This window comes from Paenibacillus sp. FSL H7-0716 (assembly GCF_038002705.1).
GTDB classification, from domain to species: Bacteria; Bacillota; Bacilli; order Paenibacillales; family Paenibacillaceae; genus Paenibacillus_AQ; species Paenibacillus_AQ odorifer.
Map to the genome: position 1 here is coordinate 195,322 of NZ_JBBODA010000004.1, position 15,568 is coordinate 210,889.

Below are 15,568 nucleotides of genomic sequence, written 5' to 3' on the forward strand. Positions count from 1 at the left end.
ATTTTTTCAATTTCCCGTGTGATTGAACGCACACTATGGGATGTGCAGCTTCTATATGCTTTTTATAGAGGAATTAATTTATTGCAGGAAAGAGGGTATTTAGATGTTAGATCAACAAACCATTGAAATCATAAAGTCAACGGTGCCTGTCTTGCAGGTTCATGGGAAGACCATCACAACTACTTTCTATCGCATGTTATTTGAAAATCATCCGGAGTTATTGAATATATTTAATCACGCCAACCAACGGGAAGGTAAACAGCAGACTGCACTTGCTAACGCCGTACTCGCGGCGGCAATGAATATTGATCAGCTGGGAAATATTTTGCCTGTGGTAAAACAGATTGCGGAGAAACATCGGGCATTGGGAGTATTGCCTGAACATTATCCCATCGTAGGTGAGACTTTGTTAGCTGCTATTGGGCAAGTACTTGGCGATGCGGCGACGCCGGAAATTATTGATGCTTGGGCAAAGGCGTATGGCGTGATCGCAGATGCCTTTATTGGTGTCGAAGCAGAGAAGTATCGTGAAGCTGCCGAAATTCCCGGGGGTTGGAGTGGATTTAGAAACTTTGTGGTTACTAAGAAGGTTAAAGAAAGTGAACTTATTACTTCCTTCTACCTTTCTCCTGAGGATGGAGGGGCTATAGCTTCTTACTTGCCGGGTCAATACATCACGGTTCGTGTTCAGCCTGAGGGCGAGGAATACACCCATGTTCGCCACTATAGTTTGTCCAGTGCGCCGGGGCAGTCGTATTACCGCATCACAGTTAAACGGGAAGGTGAAGGGCCGGATAAACCGGCTGGAGTCGTATCTACTTTCCTTCATGATGTCGTACAAGTGGGAGCTATATTGGAAGTAAGCTCGCCAGCAGGTGATTTCGTACTAAACAAAGATAGTGATCGTCCAGTGGTTCTTATCAGTGGCGGGGTTGGACTAACTCCTATGGTAAGTATGCTGGAGACGTTAATTGCTACGCAGCCAGAACGAGAGGTAACGTACATTCATGCAGCCATCAATGGAAGCTTGCATGCTATGAAAGAAATGGTCGCGGATTTAGAGCAGTCCCATCCTACCCTACGATCCTATGTATGTTATGAAACCCCAAGTGAAGGAGATACGTTCCATAAAACAGGTTATATTGATCTAGCTTGGTTGCAAGAAGTAACAGACGTAAACTCTGAATTCTATTTCTGCGGACCCACACCTTTTATGAAGGCGATATATAAGGCTCTTAAGGAATGGAAGGTGGCTGAAGACAGAATTCATTATGAATTCTTCGGCCCGGCGGGAAGTTTGGAAGCATAAGCTGTAAAACCAAAAGAGCGTCCCAGTCCTAATGACTGTGACGCTCTTTTTTACAATAGAAGTTTATTTGAAGGCAGCGAATGGGTTAGTTCCCTTTGGTAATATTGAACTGAAATTAAAGGTATACGTAGGAATTCCAGCCGCATAAGGGGCAATTTCATACTGTTGGTAGAAGATTGCAAGGCCACTCTCGGAAACGTAGAAGTTTGGTTTTTCTGTTAGTCCGCCAGGTGTATCTGGAAAAGCTAGCTCCTTGGTGCTTTCCTTCAACATTTTATCTAATTTTTGTTTGTAGTTTGGCTCTGCCTTCAGCAGGTCCTTAAGTTCTATTGGTTTGCCGTCTTTCAGCGAGAAGGTAAATCCTTCACGAAGGGCTCCACCATGAGCTCCACCTGTATAACCATACTGATCCGTCACTAAGCTTAGTACACCTTCACGGTTAAAGGAGACAACAAAAGTTTGAGAGAAGTCATATTTATTCTCTATAGTGCCATCTCTATGACTAGCCTGTTCTTCGCTCTCTGCGACGAATTGTTCAGCTTGCTTTTTGAAGATTGCATTAATCTTAGTTTGTACTTCATCTGTTAAGCCGCTGATTTTTGGATATTGCACTTTGATACTAGCATTTTTATTACTCTTATCTAAGGTTTCAGAGGTAATTTTGATGTCATTCATTACTTTTTTACTTAGATCAAGTGATTTCAATGAAGGATTATAAACGCCTTGCACTCCTAAATAGTCAGACAAGAGTTTGAATGGAACATAAATCCGGTCGTTGATGACCTTCACATCATGACTGCCGGTCATGCTGTAAATGTAATAGCCATTCAGGGTTGTACTAACACCGTAATCTGAGACCTCCATGTCCAGCTTCATGGAATCGCTGCCCACACTATAAGTTTTGGTGCTTGCATTATAGTTAATGGAAAGGCCAAAAGCATCCCGTAGTACAGTTAAAGGGATCATGGTATTGCCGTTTACTATTTTCGCCTGCTGCGATAAGGTCTGGCCTTTATATTTAAGCACTACAGAGGGTTGCTGTGCGGCTTGTTTTACCGTATTTCCTCCGGTAGTTGCGGCTTGAACTGAAGTTCCTCCTACTAGTCCCGACCCTCCAAGCAATACTCCAGCAGCCAAGATGGCTGAGGTCCATTTCATACTTTTATTCATAACTTAATCTCTCCTTCCCAAGGATGGGCTTATGTAGTTGCAATATGATATTTTTTCCTCTATCACTCCTACAATTATACCTAGGTCCCAAATAGATTTGATTACAAAGGCGGTTACAGTGTTGTTGCATAGATATGCAAAAGGTATATACTTTTTAACCATTTTGTACGATTAAGACACTAGCATTAAGAATGTAAGGTAATTACGGTGAGCTCGGGGCGACAATTAAAACGAACAGGCATACGAGTTACTCCTATCCCGCGAGTAGTGTAGACCTGTAGTTGGCTGTTGGGCAGTTGATATAATCCACTTGAATATTTACTTCCGTGAGGCGGGGTATATAAAGCTCCGACAAAGGGAAACCGCACTTGGCCTCCGTGGCTATGGCCAGACAATTGCAGATCTATAGGCAGCTTACAAAAGTCATCGGCGAAATCAGGTTCATGGGCAAGGAGAATTGTGCAAGCCTCTTCCGGGATATGAAGCAGCGCTTGGGCAATGTCTGCTTTTCCGACCCAAGGATCATCTATTCCGGCAATATAGAGCTTGTCCGTACCTTGGTTTAAGACGATATGTTCATTATGGAGCACGTGGAAGCCCGATTGTGTTAGCCCTTTCGTTACAACCTTTCTGGTCCCAAAAGCATCATGATTGCCTAATACTGCAAATTGTCCAAAAGGAGCACGCAACTGAGAGCACAAGGCTACGGCTTCTGAAATATAATCGGCTGAACGATCTAATAAATCGCCGGTGAAGCAGATCAGATCTGGATTTACCTGTTGAATTTGCTGCGCTAACTCCGTTAAAGCTTGCGGCTTGGAATATACCCCCTGATGTAAATCACTAAAATGAACGATACGAAATTTATCGAAGGCTGGAGAGAGTCTAGGGAGTGTAATATCTACGTATTTGATTTCCAGCCAGTAGGGTTCGATCCAATGTGAATAGATACCGGATGCACCAGCTGTTCCAAGGAGGCCTAGAGTTACTTGAGCGCTTTTCTGTAGAAATTGTCGTCTGCTAATAGTATTCATAAACAAATCATACGTGGGGATTGTTACTCTACTATGACAATATTCATTTAATAACCCATTGTGACGATAAAACTACATATACATTTTTTTTATATGGGAGATGAAGAGATGAGTATTATCGATGCCTTAGTCCTCGCAGCACCTTATTTCAAAAAGATTCACTCGCAGGATATTATGATTGGAATCACGGACAGGGAGATCTTCCATTATTACGCACCAAGTAAAGTTATTGATCTCGGATTGGTTAAGGGTAACCCTATCCCTCCTGAAGATCTGTCGCTTTCAAATGGACTGAAAGGTATAGCAAGCTCTAACCGAATCCCAGCAGAAATTTATGGAGCTCCTGTAATCTCAACATGTGTACCTATCTACGGAACGGATGATGATGTAATCGGGGTTTTTGCCATTGCCTATACACTAGAGAACGAGAATAAGCTTGAAGGATTCACAGATGAGATTAATGAGATAAGCAGTCATCTAATGGAGATGGTGCAGAGCGTAGCTGCCCAATCTCAGGAATTATCAGCTACTTCGCAGCAAATATTAGATAATACGCGTAGAGCCGTAACGGAATCACAAGAAGTGAATAAGGTTGCCGGCTTCATTCGTGAGATTTCTGAGCAGACGAACCTGCTTGGGCTGAATGCGGCAATCGAAGCCGCGCGTGTAGGAGAGCAAGGGGCAGGTTTTGGGGTGGTTGCTACGGAAGTACGCAAACTGTCTGTTAACACTAAAGAAGCAACCCATAATATTGAAAAATCACTGAGTGATGTTCAAAAGTCCATTAAGCAAATGGAGCAAGAAATTGAAGCGATCTCTGCTTCTTCACACTCACAAGCAGAATTGGTCACTGAATTCAGCGGTGTCATTGAGCGCCTGAATAAAGCGAGTAATGAAATGACGTCCTTTATGCAATCCATTATCCAGTAGATAGTGAATGCATAAGATTACTTCACCCAAACCATGCTAGAAGAGAACAGGCGCATTTCAGAAGGGAGCGTATTTCATTTATGAAACAACCCGATTCCAGTCTGCAAGCGAATGACAATGTAACTCAAGCCAAAAATTCTTTGGGTAAGCTTCATTTCTCTGTCTCTCAGGCACTTAGTCATCCAACAGAACAGACTTTGGCACAGGCTGAGAACCGCCTGGCACATACTGAGCAAGCGATTCAGCAAGCTCAGGACTGGCTAGGTCCTCAAGGTGTGGAGTTGGCTGAAGAACTGTTGACCGAGGATAAGAGCAGACTTGCCTCATTGAATAAGCAAGGGAAACGTTCAGAGCGCTAAATGGTCCTGCCGCAACCTGTGAAGCTCCAAGCTTCACGGGTTGTTCTTATGCGCTGTTCCCTGAAAGATGTGGCATAGGAAGAGGGATGTTATACTGGATTGAGAGTTTAAGCAAGGGTTTAGATGGGGGATAAGGGATATGGATGGCAAGCACATCGAAGAATTAACCCGGCAGGCGGAAGCTTTCATTCGACAATGTTACGCTGAACTAGACAAGTCTGAAGCCGAGACGGATCATCGCATCCTAGCCGTACATGAGGAAATTAACCAATCAGGCAGTTACACACATACAACGGAAGAATTAGCGCATGGTGCAAGAATGGCCTGGCGCCACAATAGCCGCTGCATTGGGCGTCTTTTTTGGCAATCCATTGAGTTAATCGATGAACGCCAAGCAGAGACTGAGGAACAAGTTGCTGAAGCGTTGCTGCGACATCTGGAAAAGGCGAACAACGGAGGACGTATTCGTTCACTCATCACGGTCTTCCGCAGCGGAGAAGATCCGAATCAGCGGATTAGGATCTGGAACCACCAATTGATTCGTTATGCCGGGTATCCTGGCGATGAAGAACACGGACGCGCTGGCGATCCGGCATCGGATGAATTCACAAAAATATGCCAGCAACTAGGTTGGCAAGGAACGGGTGGCGATTATGATGTATTGCCGTTAGTGATCAGTATTGGCAACGGTCATCCCTGCGTTTTCCCTATTCCTGATCACTTCATTCAGGAGGTACCGTTAACACATCCTGAAATTGAACGTTTTGCTGAGCTTCAGCTCCGTTGGTATTCTGTACCCATTATCACGGACATGCAGTTGGAAATTGGCGGTATTCTGTACACGGCTGCTCCTTTTAACGGTTGGTACATGGAGACTGAAATCGGCTCGCGTAACTTGGGGGATACTGGACGATACAACACTTTGCCAGCTATAGCTGATGTGATGGGACTGGATCGCTCCAGCAACACAACGCTTTGGAAGGATCGGGCGCTTCTTGAGCTGAATCGCGCAGTGCTGCACTCCTTCAAGCAAGCAGGGGTCAGCATCGTGGATCACCATACAGCAGCAGATCAATTTGTTCGATTCCAGCAACAGGAGAACGAGCAGGGGCGTAAAGTCTCAGGACGCTGGTCCTGGCTGATTCCGCCTATGTCACCTTCGTCTACACCGATTTGGCATGATCGTACGTTAAAAGAATATGATTTCAGCCCTCGTTTTCTTTATCAACAATCACCCGTCGCAACCTGCCCATTTCACTAGCTGACGAAGGCAGTATATAGGTCGCAACTTGAGTCTGGATAGAGGCATTTTCCTCGGAAATGTCTCTTTTTGTTTGACTATAGAAAAAGCGCCAAGTTCCCCTCCTAAGGAAACTGGCGCTTTTTAGGCTTTTAAATGATCCAGAAAAATTTGTTTAAGCAGCTCAAGCTGATCGTCGGAGTCTAGATCCGATTCCAGCAGGAGAATGTTTTTTTTCATCGTTAGTTTTCTGGAAAAGAGGGCAAAGCTATTCATGAGCGTAATTAAGGTCTCTTTTACGGGGAGACCCGCACGAATAGAACCGTCTTCTACCCCATTTTGAATGATCCTGGAGTATTCATGCCAAATTTTGCGGTTGAGTGCATTGAAACTTAGAACATCCTCAACAGGCTCACTTGAGTGTGAGGCGTAGCTTTCGAAATTGACCATAAAAATAATACTTAGATGATTCTGATCCTGAATAAAGAAATCAAATAATTTCTCGATTTGTTCAAGACAAGTAAGGGGCAAGTCCGCTACGTATTTAAAATGATCGAGCATAGGCTCCAGCATTCGGGTGGCTACAGCCACTACGAGTTTTTCTTTTCTGGGAAAATAGCGAAATAACGTCGCAATCCCGATATTGGCTTCGCTTGCGACATCTTGCATCGTCGACTTTTCGATTCCTTTTTGTGATAATACTCGTTCTGCGGATTCGAGGATCGTAATTAATCGTTGCTGTTTACCATCGGATCTTTCTTTTTCGTATCGTGTTTTAGGATTCATGAGGGCTAGACCCTTCCATTTTTTGATTGGGATTTTCAATTATTAGTATTATATCCACCGTTTATTGGATTAAGCAAGGAGTGGTTGTAGTTCTTTTGTAAAAATGATATGATGTATATCACAGTGATAGTGTGACTATCATCACTCAAATATTATATCACAATACGATTATAGAGGAGACCTAATTATGAATCGTCTAACTAATAAAGTAGCAATTATTACAGGTGCAGGCAGCGGTATGGGCCGTGAAGAAGCCCTTTTATTGTCCAAAGAGGGTGCTACAGTTGTAGCAACTGATATTAACGAGGCTGCCGTACAAGCAGTTGTGAAGGAAATTGAAGCAAATGGTGGACAAGCAGCAGCTTATGCACATAATGTGGCTTCCGAAGAAGACTGGATCAAGGTTGTAGAAGATGTGATTAGCAAGTTCGGGAAAATCGATATTTTGGTAAACAATGCAGGGATCTCATTCCCGGTTCAATTGCTCGAATCCACTGTTGATCAATGGAACAAAGTAATGAACATCAACGTGAGCAGCGTATTCCTTGGCATGAAGCATGTTGTTCCTCAAATGAAGAACAATAAAGGTGGTTCCATCGTTAATATTTCATCCATCGCAGGTTTGACTGGCAGCAGCGGTGCTGGTGCTTATACAGCTTCTAAAGGTGCAGTTCGTATGCTAAGTAAAGCAGCAGCTGTAGACTTTGGTAAAGATAACATTCGTGTGAACTCTGTTCACCCAGGATTTATCGAAACCCCAATGAGTGCTGAATTTGTAAATAACGAAAAAATGCATAGCTTCTTTATGTCTCAGACTGCGCTGCCACGTGTTGGTCGTGCTTCTGAAGTAGCTGAAGCTGTATTGTTCTTGGCTTCTGATGAAGCTTCTTACATTACAGGTGTTGAGCTGCCGGTTGATGGCGGAGTTGTAGCTAAATAATAGTCTCTAATTAAGAAACATTAAGAAGCCGTCCCATACGTAGATTTTCTCTACGCACGGGATGGCTTCTTTTGCTGTTTTAAGCCCATTTCTACCGAACTTTAGCCTACACCCCTGCATACCATATAGCACTCGGATAGTAGGAGAAGGGTGTGGTGCAGAGATGGGCATCCAGTTAACAGCGCTCCATTATGTATATCTGGCATTTATCGTATTTATAATGGCACTTCTGATCAAGAGACGGGACACAACGATGATCTGTATTGCGGGCATCTTTGTACTTGGGTGGTTAGCCACGGAGACCGTCAGTGGTTCAGTCACAGGTGTATTCAACTCTTTTGTATATGCAACCAAGGAGCTAATGGGTACGATCATGATTATTTCGATCATAGTAGCCATGAGCCGGGTATTAACACGCACGGGGATTAACGAGATCATGGTTGCTCCACTTACCCGCTTTTTGCGCACACCGTTCATAGCCTTTTGGGGGATCGGTCTGATTATGATGGTCACCTCATGGTTCTTTTGGCCTTCACCTGCAGTGGCCTTGATCGGGGTTGTGCTGCTGCCGGTTGCCATTCGAGTGGGACTGCCGGCTCTTGGAGCGGCGATGGCAATGAATTTATTTGGCCACGGGATTGCGCTCTCAGGTGATTACATTATTCAAGGTGCACCTAAACTAACAGCAGATGCGGCCGGACTTCCAGTGACCAGTGTCATGGAGGCGAGTGTTCCGCTTGTAATTGTTATGGGCGTGGTGACTACGATAACGGCGTATTGGATGATGCGCAGAGATCAGAAGAAGGGAACTTGGCGAGACGGGCTTATTGCCGGGAAAAGTGCCGTGAGTGCGTTATCTGCAGAGAATGATACGGCAGAAGATCCAGCGGTGATTCATCCAGCATTGAAACAATGGCTGGCTATCGCCATTCCCATTCTGTTTTTAGCTGATGTAGCAGGCATGTTCCTGCTCGATTTGCAGGGGGGAGATGCAACTGCCTTAGTTGGTGGAACAGCGGTGTTCATTCTGGTTGTAGTAACCTTGTTGGCACATCGTAATAAAGGGTTGGAGCAAGTAACTTCTTATCTGATCGATGGACTTACGTTTGGCTTCAAAGTATTTGGTCCTGTGATACCGATTGCCGCTTTTTTCTATCTGGGGGATTCAGCGTTTGCTGAATTATTCGGCAAAGTGCTGCCCGCCGCATCTCAGGGGATTGTAAATGATCTAGGGGTCGCTCTAGCACATAACGTTCCTCTGAACGGCGCAGTGGGTGCTGTGACCGCAACTATAACCGGAGCCATTACAGGCCTAGATGGTTCAGGGTTCTCGGGCATTTCACTTGCCGGGTCTATTGGCAAATTGTTTGCGGTGGCCACACATTCCGATGCGGCGACTTTAACTGCGCTGGGGCAGGTAGCTGCCATTTGGGTGGGTGGAGGCACACTGATTCCGTGGGCATTGATTCCGGCGGCTGCTATTTGCGGAGTAAGCCCCTTTGAGCTGGCGAGACGGAATGTTAAGCCTGTACTCATTGGGCTGGTAGTCACGACGATTGTCGCCATGTTTCTGGTGTAGAGGTTGGATAACTATAGGAAACCAAAAAAAGGCTGCCGAGAAGATCTCTGGCAGCCTTTGGATGTCTTTAATGTATCCCTTTCATGAAATTCTGAATTTTGGAAGAGAATAGGAAGAGGATAAGCGCAAGGATAAGGGCCACTCCACCAATTACTCCAAAGTACATCATTTCGGTATCCGGGGTATAGAACTTCACAATCTGAGCATTAATTGCTTGGGCAGCGGCATTCGATAGGAACCACATACTCATCATTTGAGCGGTAAAAGCCGCCGGTGCCAGTTTGGTCGTAGCTGATAAGCCCACAGGGGACAAGCATAACTCCCCGATTACAATGATAAAATAGCTGAGTACCAGCCATAATGGATTCACAAGTGAATTAGCTCCACCGAAATAAGCAGGTACTAGAATCACCAGGAAGGATAAACCGGCAAACAATAAACCAAGCGAGAACTTTTGCGGAATCGAGGGTTGACGGTTACCGAGCTTTAACCACAACCAGGCAAATATAGGTGCAAGAGTGATAATAAACAGCGGGTTAAGCGATTGGAACCAAGCAGGAGAAATGTGTAAGCCTGCAAAATCCAATTGGGTCCGTTTATCAGCAAAACTAGCTAGAACTGTGGAAGTCTGCTCTTGAATCGCCCAGAACATAATCGATGCGATAAATAAAGGAATGTATGCAAGAATTCTTGACCGTTCAACGGCTGTTGTTTTGGGACTGCGGTACATCATAATGAAATACATCGTAGGAATAAGTAAGCCTAACACCCCTACTATTTTTATTAATGTTTCAAAGGTAAGCACTCCGGTAAGAATACCGATTGTAATCAAAATCGCAAGTACAACTAATCCTACACCAATCCAAGTAAAGATTTTTTTCTTCTGATCTGCAGGAATAGGGTTGTGTACAATCGTACCGGCCAGACCCAGGTTTTTTGTGCGAGTCATAATATAAACGACTAGTCCAATAAACATTCCGACTGCGGCAATCGAGAAACCTAGATGGAAATTATTCATGCCTACTGCGCCAACAATTAGTGGGGAGAGAAATCCTCCAAGGTTGATGCCCATATAAAAAATGCTGAAGGCAGCGTCACGGCGGTTATCCTGCTCGCTATAAATTTCGCCGACAATACTTGAAACATTGGGTTTCAGTAGACCCGTTCCGAGTACGATTAAAACCATCGAAGCAAAAAACAATGTGGTATTGCCTGGAATAGCCAGTAGTATATGCCCGAACATGATGAAAACGCCGCCGTAGAAAACAGCCCTCGAAGTCCCAAGGAGCCGATCCGCAAGCCAGCCTCCAATGATCCCTGACATATAAACAAGCGATCCATAGATAGACATAATAGAAAGTGCCATATCTTCAGGTAATCCGAGACCGCCTTGGCTCACTTCATAATACATGTAGTAGACAAGGATAGCTCGCATGCCATAATAAGAGAAACGCTCCCAAAATTCTGTGAAGAAAAGGGTGAAAAGTCCCTTAGGATGTCCGAAGAAACCCTTTTGCGGGACGCTATCTACTATTTTTTGCCGGTCTGTTACTGCCATGAATCAAATCCTCCTAGATGACAAATATCTATATATCATGATGCAAACGCCTCTATTTTATTTATAATCCTCTCCTGTCTAAGACCGCAACCCTTGGGCAGGAAGGTTTTGAATAATGCCATATTTTTTAGTAATATTTCCATTAGATCAATCGAACTTGCTTTTATTGTATTTATTTGACTGCGCCAGATTGAATGGTCTTACTTAGCGATTTATGATACTATTTACTCCTATATAGAAAGAGGACGTGAGCTAATGATCAACATAACGATTCCAAAAGCGGATGTTAGTATTACTAAACAAATTAACCCGCAGTTAAGCAATATTTACGGATTTACGGACTTTCACCTGATTCCGAGAGATTACGGCGGTATCTTTATGTTCTACAATGATCAGGATGAGTTGTTGTTTGTAGGTAAAGCGAGAAAGCTAAGACCAAGAATTAAAAAACATTTTGAAGACACCGTATCTGACATCAAGCAACATCGGGACGAGGTCACCAGAATTGATGTGTGTTTAATCGAAAGTCCAGTTCATAGAGAGATCTACGAAACCTATATCATTAATGAACTGAAATCTAAATACAACGTAGATAAAGTGATGTTTAGATAAAAGTAAGACCCAGGCACCATCCATGTGATGGTGCTTTTTTGTGTTCTGAGAATAGTTGCGAATGAAATGGAAGTAATGGTGCACAATATACAAGATATTCAAATCCATCACTGTTCACAAGGAGATAGGTCATATTGAAAAATAAGTATTTGATGTTGAAGCTAACCTTATTGTGTATGTTTCTGGTTGTAAGTGTTACACCTACAATTGCCGATGCTGCAGCAGCTAAAGAGAAAAAGAGCTCCCACAAGCAATGCTTAACCCCCTCCGTAATTGAGCTTAAGGATAATCTTAGGAAGTTATGGATCGATCATGTGGTTTGGACAAAGAACTACATTGTTAGCGCCTTTGCAGATTCTGAGGACAAGGATAAGGTTCTGGCAAGGCTGTTACAGAATCAGCAGGACATAGGGGATGTCTTTAAACCGTATTACGGTGAGGCAGTTGGAGATAAGCTGGCTCAATTATTGCGGGAGCATATTCTTATTGCCGGAAAAGTTCTAGGTGCTGTAAAGGCTGGAAATCAGGCCGATGTGGAAAAATACAATAAAGAGTGGTATGCCAACGCTGATGACATTGCCAAGTTCCTAAGTAGCCAGAATCCCAAATATTCTTATGAACAATTAAAGGAAATGCTTCATGAACATCTGGAATTGATTACTGATGACGTGACAGCTAGAGTTAAAAAGGATTGGGATGCCGAAATTGTCGCATTTGATAAAGGGCTGGAGCATATGATCATGTTCGCAGATATCTTAACCGAGGGATTGATCAAACAATTTCCCGATAAATTCAATTGAAATCAAAGCACCCGAAGGGGTGCTTTTTTTATTTTGCAGAAGAGAATAGGTCTTTAGGTGCATTTCAGAAAGTTAGATATAAAGGCTCACTTACATACAAGATAAGTAAACTATAATAGACTCGTGGGCACTCGACATTTTTTGACATTTTTTTATAATTGAGGTGATAAAATCGATGATTTCCCCCTTTTTTAAAAAGAAAGATTCAGTGGATAAGCAATCCAAGTCGGATATGGTTCAAAAGGTACAATTATTAGATGAACAGGTCGAAGAAATAGAAGAAAAGACCTCGGACGAGACTTTAGCTGGATTGGTTACTACAGGCAAAGCTCAGCTTGATAAAAAATCACTCGATTTGATCTTCTCCGTAGAGCAGATTATTCAGGCCAGACAACATGCGGAGACCAATATTAATGAACTTCAGGATCGGTTAACCCATTCCAGCAGTCATGTGGAGCGCTTAAACCGGGATATGAAGAACCTCAATAAGGTTATTGAGGAAAGAGAAAAGAATGTCCGCGAGCTTGAGCATAAGTTGATTGAGAGAAATTTGAAGGTAGATCAAGTGCTGGAGGATTACCGGGAGCTTCAAACTACGCTCACAGCTGAGATTGAGGAATTGAAGAGTACCATTGAGCTGGAGCAGCAAAAGTATGTAAATCTGATTCAAAAACATAACGAAGCCCATGCAGAGAAACTCAAAAAGATGAATGATCTGGAAGAGAAAATCGGACGGGTTGAGATTGAGAATGCACATCTAAAACAAAAGTACGATACGATTCGCCAAGAAAAGGCGTATCTCTCGGGTATGATCAGCGATTTCACCAATCGGATGACGGTTCCTTTTGGGAGTGGCAGTAGTCTGACGGATCGAAATGATGGAAACGGAGATACATAGGATTCATGGCATCTAAGGAACCGGACACCATTCTAATGATTGAGTTACTGTCGCTTGAGCATGAACAGGCCGGTTATCAGATTGAGGTAGGTCTAACCCGTAATGTTGGGTACGCAAGAAGCAAGCTCACCATAGATGAATTTACATACGAACAATTGAAGGCGCTAGGTCCCTTTTCCGGAGGGAGAATGAGATTGTCGCTGTATCCGAAGTGGGATCCGTTTCGGAATAGTTACTACAGCACGTTGATTATAATGAACAGAGCTTACAGCGAAACATTGTATTTTGCCTGTTCGGAATATTATGTAACCCAACTTCTTCAATTAAAGCAGCAGGACTATCCTCAAGTAGAAGAGGAGAGGGTAGTTCAGACCATGCTTCCCTCTACAGAACCAGGGCATAGGATAAGCAGAAAGAAGACCAAACGAATTGGACTGGTTGCACTGCTGTGTCTCATGTTCGCTTGTTTGATATTTGTGTTACCTCTGCGAATGGATGGACAACTCGTAGATAGCGCTGAAGCACTGGAGGAACCCGTATTAGGGACCGACTCTGAGCCATTACTTTCGGTACCGTTCGTTACCCTTGCGCAGACGATATCGGTTCATAACCAGCAAGCCGAGCCTACACCAGAACCTTCAGTCCCTCCTCAAGAACAGACATTACCGTACGAAAAGTATGAATTACCCGAGAATGAATTTTTGTATAGTTTGCCGAAGGGTTACGTTGCCTTGTCATTTGATGATGGACCGTCAAAGTATACGAAAGAGATTGTAGATATTCTAGTAGAACATAAGGTGGCTGCCACCTTTTTATTCATTGGGAATAAGGTAGCTCATAATGCGGAAGCCGTTAGGTATGCTAATGAGCATAAGATGTCGGTTGGGAGTCATTCGTGGGATCATAGCAAAATGACTGCTAATGGCGTTGAGGAGAACCGGATTAACTTGGCGAAGACTAATCAGGCGCTGGAGGAAATTACACAATCACCGATTACTATTTTTCGGCCGCCATATGGGGCGATCAATGACAAGTTAACCGCCAAGGTGACGGAACAGCAGATGAAGGTATTATTGTGGAATCGTGATCCCGAGGATTGGAACGTCAAGAATCCAGAGGATATTCTTCAATATGTTCATCATGCCGATCCGTCCGGCGGAGTCTATCTATTTCACGAAAAGAAGATTACTGTAGAAGCTTTGCCTGCTATCATTAAGTATTTCCAAGAGAAAAACTTGAAATTTGTTGTTTTTTAAATAGAATCAGAGAATCCATGTTATTGCAGAATAAAAGTGGCTGTTACAGGGTTGTGATCACTGTGTTCAAAGGATAACTCATGACCCTGTACGCCGCTTATGCTGACGTTTGGTGAGACTAGAAAACCATCAATCACTGCGCGGAAATTCACACCTTCTGTATAGGCAACATCGAGCGTCCGGACGGAGGGTACCTTGGCATCTACAGCCCACTGAAAGCCCTGTTGAAAATGTTCAGGGAATTCTTGCAGCCATTGCGGCCAATCCTGCGTTGTCTCGAAAGCATCAGGAGCTGTACCCGGAAGGGAATGGTTCCAATCTCCCCCTAAGATGAGGTAATTCCCTTTGTCATTCTCCTTCTTGATATAAGCCGATAAATACTCCAATTGCTGTTTGCGAATCGTTCCGCCTTGGTCAAAGGCTGATAAATGAAGATTGACTAGAATCAGTTCTTTTCCGTTATCAACGGGGAATCGGCTCTCCACAAAAGCACGGTCGAGATCAAACTGTTGGCGAGGCCAGGTTTCTTTGCCCGGGAGATCATATCTAATATTACTTGTGCTGTTAAAACGGGATAAAGTTAATAAACCGCTGTTCACCGAGCCCATCGGATCAAGAACAGGAAGCGGTACCCAAGGTACCTTGTAGTTGGTCGCGAATACATTGCTGTAATCAGCGAACTTATACGACAAGTAAGAGACTTCATCTATACCGTTGCTACGGGAAGAATCGATGTCGACCTCCTGCAGCATGAACAGGTCCGAGTCTGTAGCTGTCATAAGGGATGCTACGGCCTCAAGGTTTATCTTCGTTTGTTCTCTACTGCTTGAGCGTGACTTTGTTCCGCCATCCATAAAGAAATCTTGGCCTTTATCCAACCCGGCGTAGCCAATATTAAAGGTGGTTACAGAAAAGGACTCTCCTTGCTTCATTACTTGCTGCGGATTATTGTTTACAGTAAGTGTAGTAATCTCCTGTGGTTTATAGTCAGTGAGGGTAATATACACTAAAAAACCGCCAAGGATTAGAACGGCAGCTAGAAGGGTGAGGCTGATTGCTTTTATTCTTGTTGAACCCATATGATTCCATCGCTCCTT

General features: G+C 43.7%; 15 protein-coding genes. 10 read left to right on the forward strand and 5 right to left on the reverse strand.

What is annotated here, in order from left to right:
* Positions 1-103: 103 nt before the first annotated feature.
* On the forward strand, positions 104-1,309 hold the full coding sequence (hmpA, locus tag MHH60_RS07430) for an NO-inducible flavohemoprotein (protein WP_076132761.1): 1,206 nt from the start codon (positions 104-106) through the stop codon (positions 1,307-1,309).
* A gap of 63 nt (positions 1,310-1,372) precedes the next feature.
* Here hmpA and MHH60_RS07435 read toward each other — a convergent pair whose 3' ends face one another.
* Both MHH60_RS07435 and MHH60_RS07440 read right to left on the reverse strand, forming a co-directional pair.
* The gene (locus MHH60_RS07435) at positions 1,373-2,479 is read right to left on the reverse strand and encodes a PdaC/SigV domain-containing protein (RefSeq protein WP_076132759.1); all 1,107 of its coding nucleotides are present in this window, start codon (positions 2,477-2,479) and stop codon (positions 1,373-1,375) included.
* A gap of 185 nt (positions 2,480-2,664) precedes the next feature.
* Complete coding sequence (locus tag MHH60_RS07440; RefSeq protein WP_076132757.1) at positions 2,665-3,513, reverse strand: metallophosphoesterase; 849 nt, start codon at positions 3,511-3,513, stop codon at positions 2,665-2,667.
* 108 nt (positions 3,514-3,621) lie between these two features.
* Between MHH60_RS07440 and MHH60_RS07445 the strand changes: the two genes are divergently transcribed.
* The 3 genes from MHH60_RS07445 (at position 3,622) to MHH60_RS07455 (ending at position 6,063) form a co-directional block, all read left to right on the forward strand.
* Positions 3,622-4,443, forward strand: a complete 822-nt coding sequence (locus tag MHH60_RS07445) for a methyl-accepting chemotaxis protein (protein WP_036682244.1) — start codon at positions 3,622-3,624, stop codon at positions 4,441-4,443.
* Positions 4,444-4,523: 80 nt separating this feature from the next.
* Complete coding sequence (locus MHH60_RS07450; RefSeq protein WP_038573810.1) at positions 4,524-4,802, forward strand: hypothetical protein; 279 nt, start codon at positions 4,524-4,526, stop codon at positions 4,800-4,802.
* 139 nt (positions 4,803-4,941) lie between these two features.
* Positions 4,942-6,063 (forward strand): nitric oxide synthase oxygenase, encoded by a 1,122-nt coding sequence (locus MHH60_RS07455; RefSeq protein ID WP_076132755.1) that lies wholly within the window; start codon positions 4,942-4,944, stop codon positions 6,061-6,063.
* Between the two features lie 123 nt (positions 6,064-6,186).
* On the opposite strand, the gene MHH60_RS07460 is transcribed toward MHH60_RS07455, so the two are convergent.
* Positions 6,187-6,828, reverse strand: a complete 642-nt coding sequence (locus MHH60_RS07460; protein ID WP_076105092.1) for a TetR/AcrR family transcriptional regulator — start codon at positions 6,826-6,828, stop codon at positions 6,187-6,189.
* Between the two features lie 187 nt (positions 6,829-7,015).
* On the opposite strand from MHH60_RS07460, the gene MHH60_RS07465 reads away from it, so the two are divergent.
* Together MHH60_RS07465 and MHH60_RS07470 are read left to right on the forward strand one after the other, a co-directional pair.
* Positions 7,016-7,768, forward strand: a complete 753-nt coding sequence (locus MHH60_RS07465; protein WP_038573803.1) for an SDR family NAD(P)-dependent oxidoreductase — start codon at positions 7,016-7,018, stop codon at positions 7,766-7,768.
* Positions 7,769-7,931: 163 nt separating this feature from the next.
* The gene (locus MHH60_RS07470) at positions 7,932-9,347 is read left to right on the forward strand and encodes a hypothetical protein (RefSeq protein WP_076132753.1); all 1,416 of its coding nucleotides are present in this window, start codon (positions 7,932-7,934) and stop codon (positions 9,345-9,347) included.
* Between the two features lie 67 nt (positions 9,348-9,414).
* Here MHH60_RS07470 and MHH60_RS07475 read toward each other — a convergent pair whose 3' ends face one another.
* On the reverse strand, positions 9,415-10,905 hold the full coding sequence (locus MHH60_RS07475; RefSeq protein WP_076132752.1) for a peptide MFS transporter: 1,491 nt from the start codon (positions 10,903-10,905) through the stop codon (positions 9,415-9,417).
* A gap of 255 nt (positions 10,906-11,160) precedes the next feature.
* On the opposite strand from MHH60_RS07475, the gene MHH60_RS07480 reads away from it, so the two are divergent.
* From MHH60_RS07480 to MHH60_RS07495, 4 genes are all read left to right on the forward strand, one after another.
* The gene (locus tag MHH60_RS07480; RefSeq protein ID WP_036682230.1) at positions 11,161-11,517 is read left to right on the forward strand and encodes a nucleotide excision repair endonuclease; all 357 of its coding nucleotides are present in this window, start codon (positions 11,161-11,163) and stop codon (positions 11,515-11,517) included.
* Between the two features lie 134 nt (positions 11,518-11,651).
* Complete coding sequence (locus tag MHH60_RS07485) at positions 11,652-12,317, forward strand: glycosyltransferase (protein WP_172628870.1); 666 nt, start codon at positions 11,652-11,654, stop codon at positions 12,315-12,317.
* Positions 12,318-12,525: 208 nt separating this feature from the next.
* Positions 12,526-13,215: a hypothetical protein gene (locus tag MHH60_RS07490; protein WP_239498760.1), complete on the forward strand. Its 690-nt coding sequence runs from the start codon at positions 12,526-12,528 to the stop codon at positions 13,213-13,215.
* 5 nt (positions 13,216-13,220) lie between these two features.
* Positions 13,221-14,471, forward strand: a complete 1,251-nt coding sequence (locus MHH60_RS07495) for a polysaccharide deacetylase family protein (protein WP_076132750.1) — start codon at positions 13,221-13,223, stop codon at positions 14,469-14,471.
* A gap of 20 nt (positions 14,472-14,491) precedes the next feature.
* Here the strand turns inward: MHH60_RS07495 and MHH60_RS07500 are convergent, their stop codons facing one another.
* Positions 14,492-15,550 (reverse strand): endonuclease/exonuclease/phosphatase family protein, encoded by a 1,059-nt coding sequence (locus MHH60_RS07500; RefSeq protein WP_076132748.1) that lies wholly within the window; start codon positions 15,548-15,550, stop codon positions 14,492-14,494.
* Between the last annotated feature and the right edge of the window lie 18 nt (positions 15,551-15,568).

Bases quoted from the DNA above. Each gene is read 5' to 3' on its own strand.
- hmpA (WP_076132761.1), top strand. From the start codon at position 104: ATGTTAGATCAACAAACCATTGAAATCATAAAGTCAACGGTGCCTGTC.
- MHH60_RS07435 (WP_076132759.1), bottom strand. From the start codon at position 2,479: ATGAATAAAAGTATGAAATGGACCTCAGCCATCTTGGCTGCTGGAGTA.
- MHH60_RS07440 (WP_076132757.1), bottom strand. From the start codon at position 3,513: ATGAATACTATTAGCAGACGACAATTTCTACAGAAAAGCGCTCAAGTA.
- MHH60_RS07445 (WP_036682244.1), top strand. From the start codon at position 3,622: ATGAGTATTATCGATGCCTTAGTCCTCGCAGCACCTTATTTCAAAAAG.
- MHH60_RS07450 (WP_038573810.1), top strand. From the start codon at position 4,524: ATGAAACAACCCGATTCCAGTCTGCAAGCGAATGACAATGTAACTCAA.
- MHH60_RS07455 (WP_076132755.1), top strand. From the start codon at position 4,942: ATGGATGGCAAGCACATCGAAGAATTAACCCGGCAGGCGGAAGCTTTC.
- MHH60_RS07460 (WP_076105092.1), bottom strand. From the start codon at position 6,828: ATGAATCCTAAAACACGATACGAAAAAGAAAGATCCGATGGTAAACAG.
- MHH60_RS07465 (WP_038573803.1), top strand. From the start codon at position 7,016: ATGAATCGTCTAACTAATAAAGTAGCAATTATTACAGGTGCAGGCAGC.
- MHH60_RS07470 (WP_076132753.1), top strand. From the start codon at position 7,932: ATGGGCATCCAGTTAACAGCGCTCCATTATGTATATCTGGCATTTATC.
- MHH60_RS07475 (WP_076132752.1), bottom strand. From the start codon at position 10,905: ATGGCAGTAACAGACCGGCAAAAAATAGTAGATAGCGTCCCGCAAAAG.
- MHH60_RS07480 (WP_036682230.1), top strand. From the start codon at position 11,161: ATGATCAACATAACGATTCCAAAAGCGGATGTTAGTATTACTAAACAA.
- MHH60_RS07495 (WP_076132750.1), top strand. From the start codon at position 13,221: ATGGCATCTAAGGAACCGGACACCATTCTAATGATTGAGTTACTGTCG.
- MHH60_RS07500 (WP_076132748.1), bottom strand. From the start codon at position 15,550: ATGGGTTCAACAAGAATAAAAGCAATCAGCCTCACCCTTCTAGCTGCC.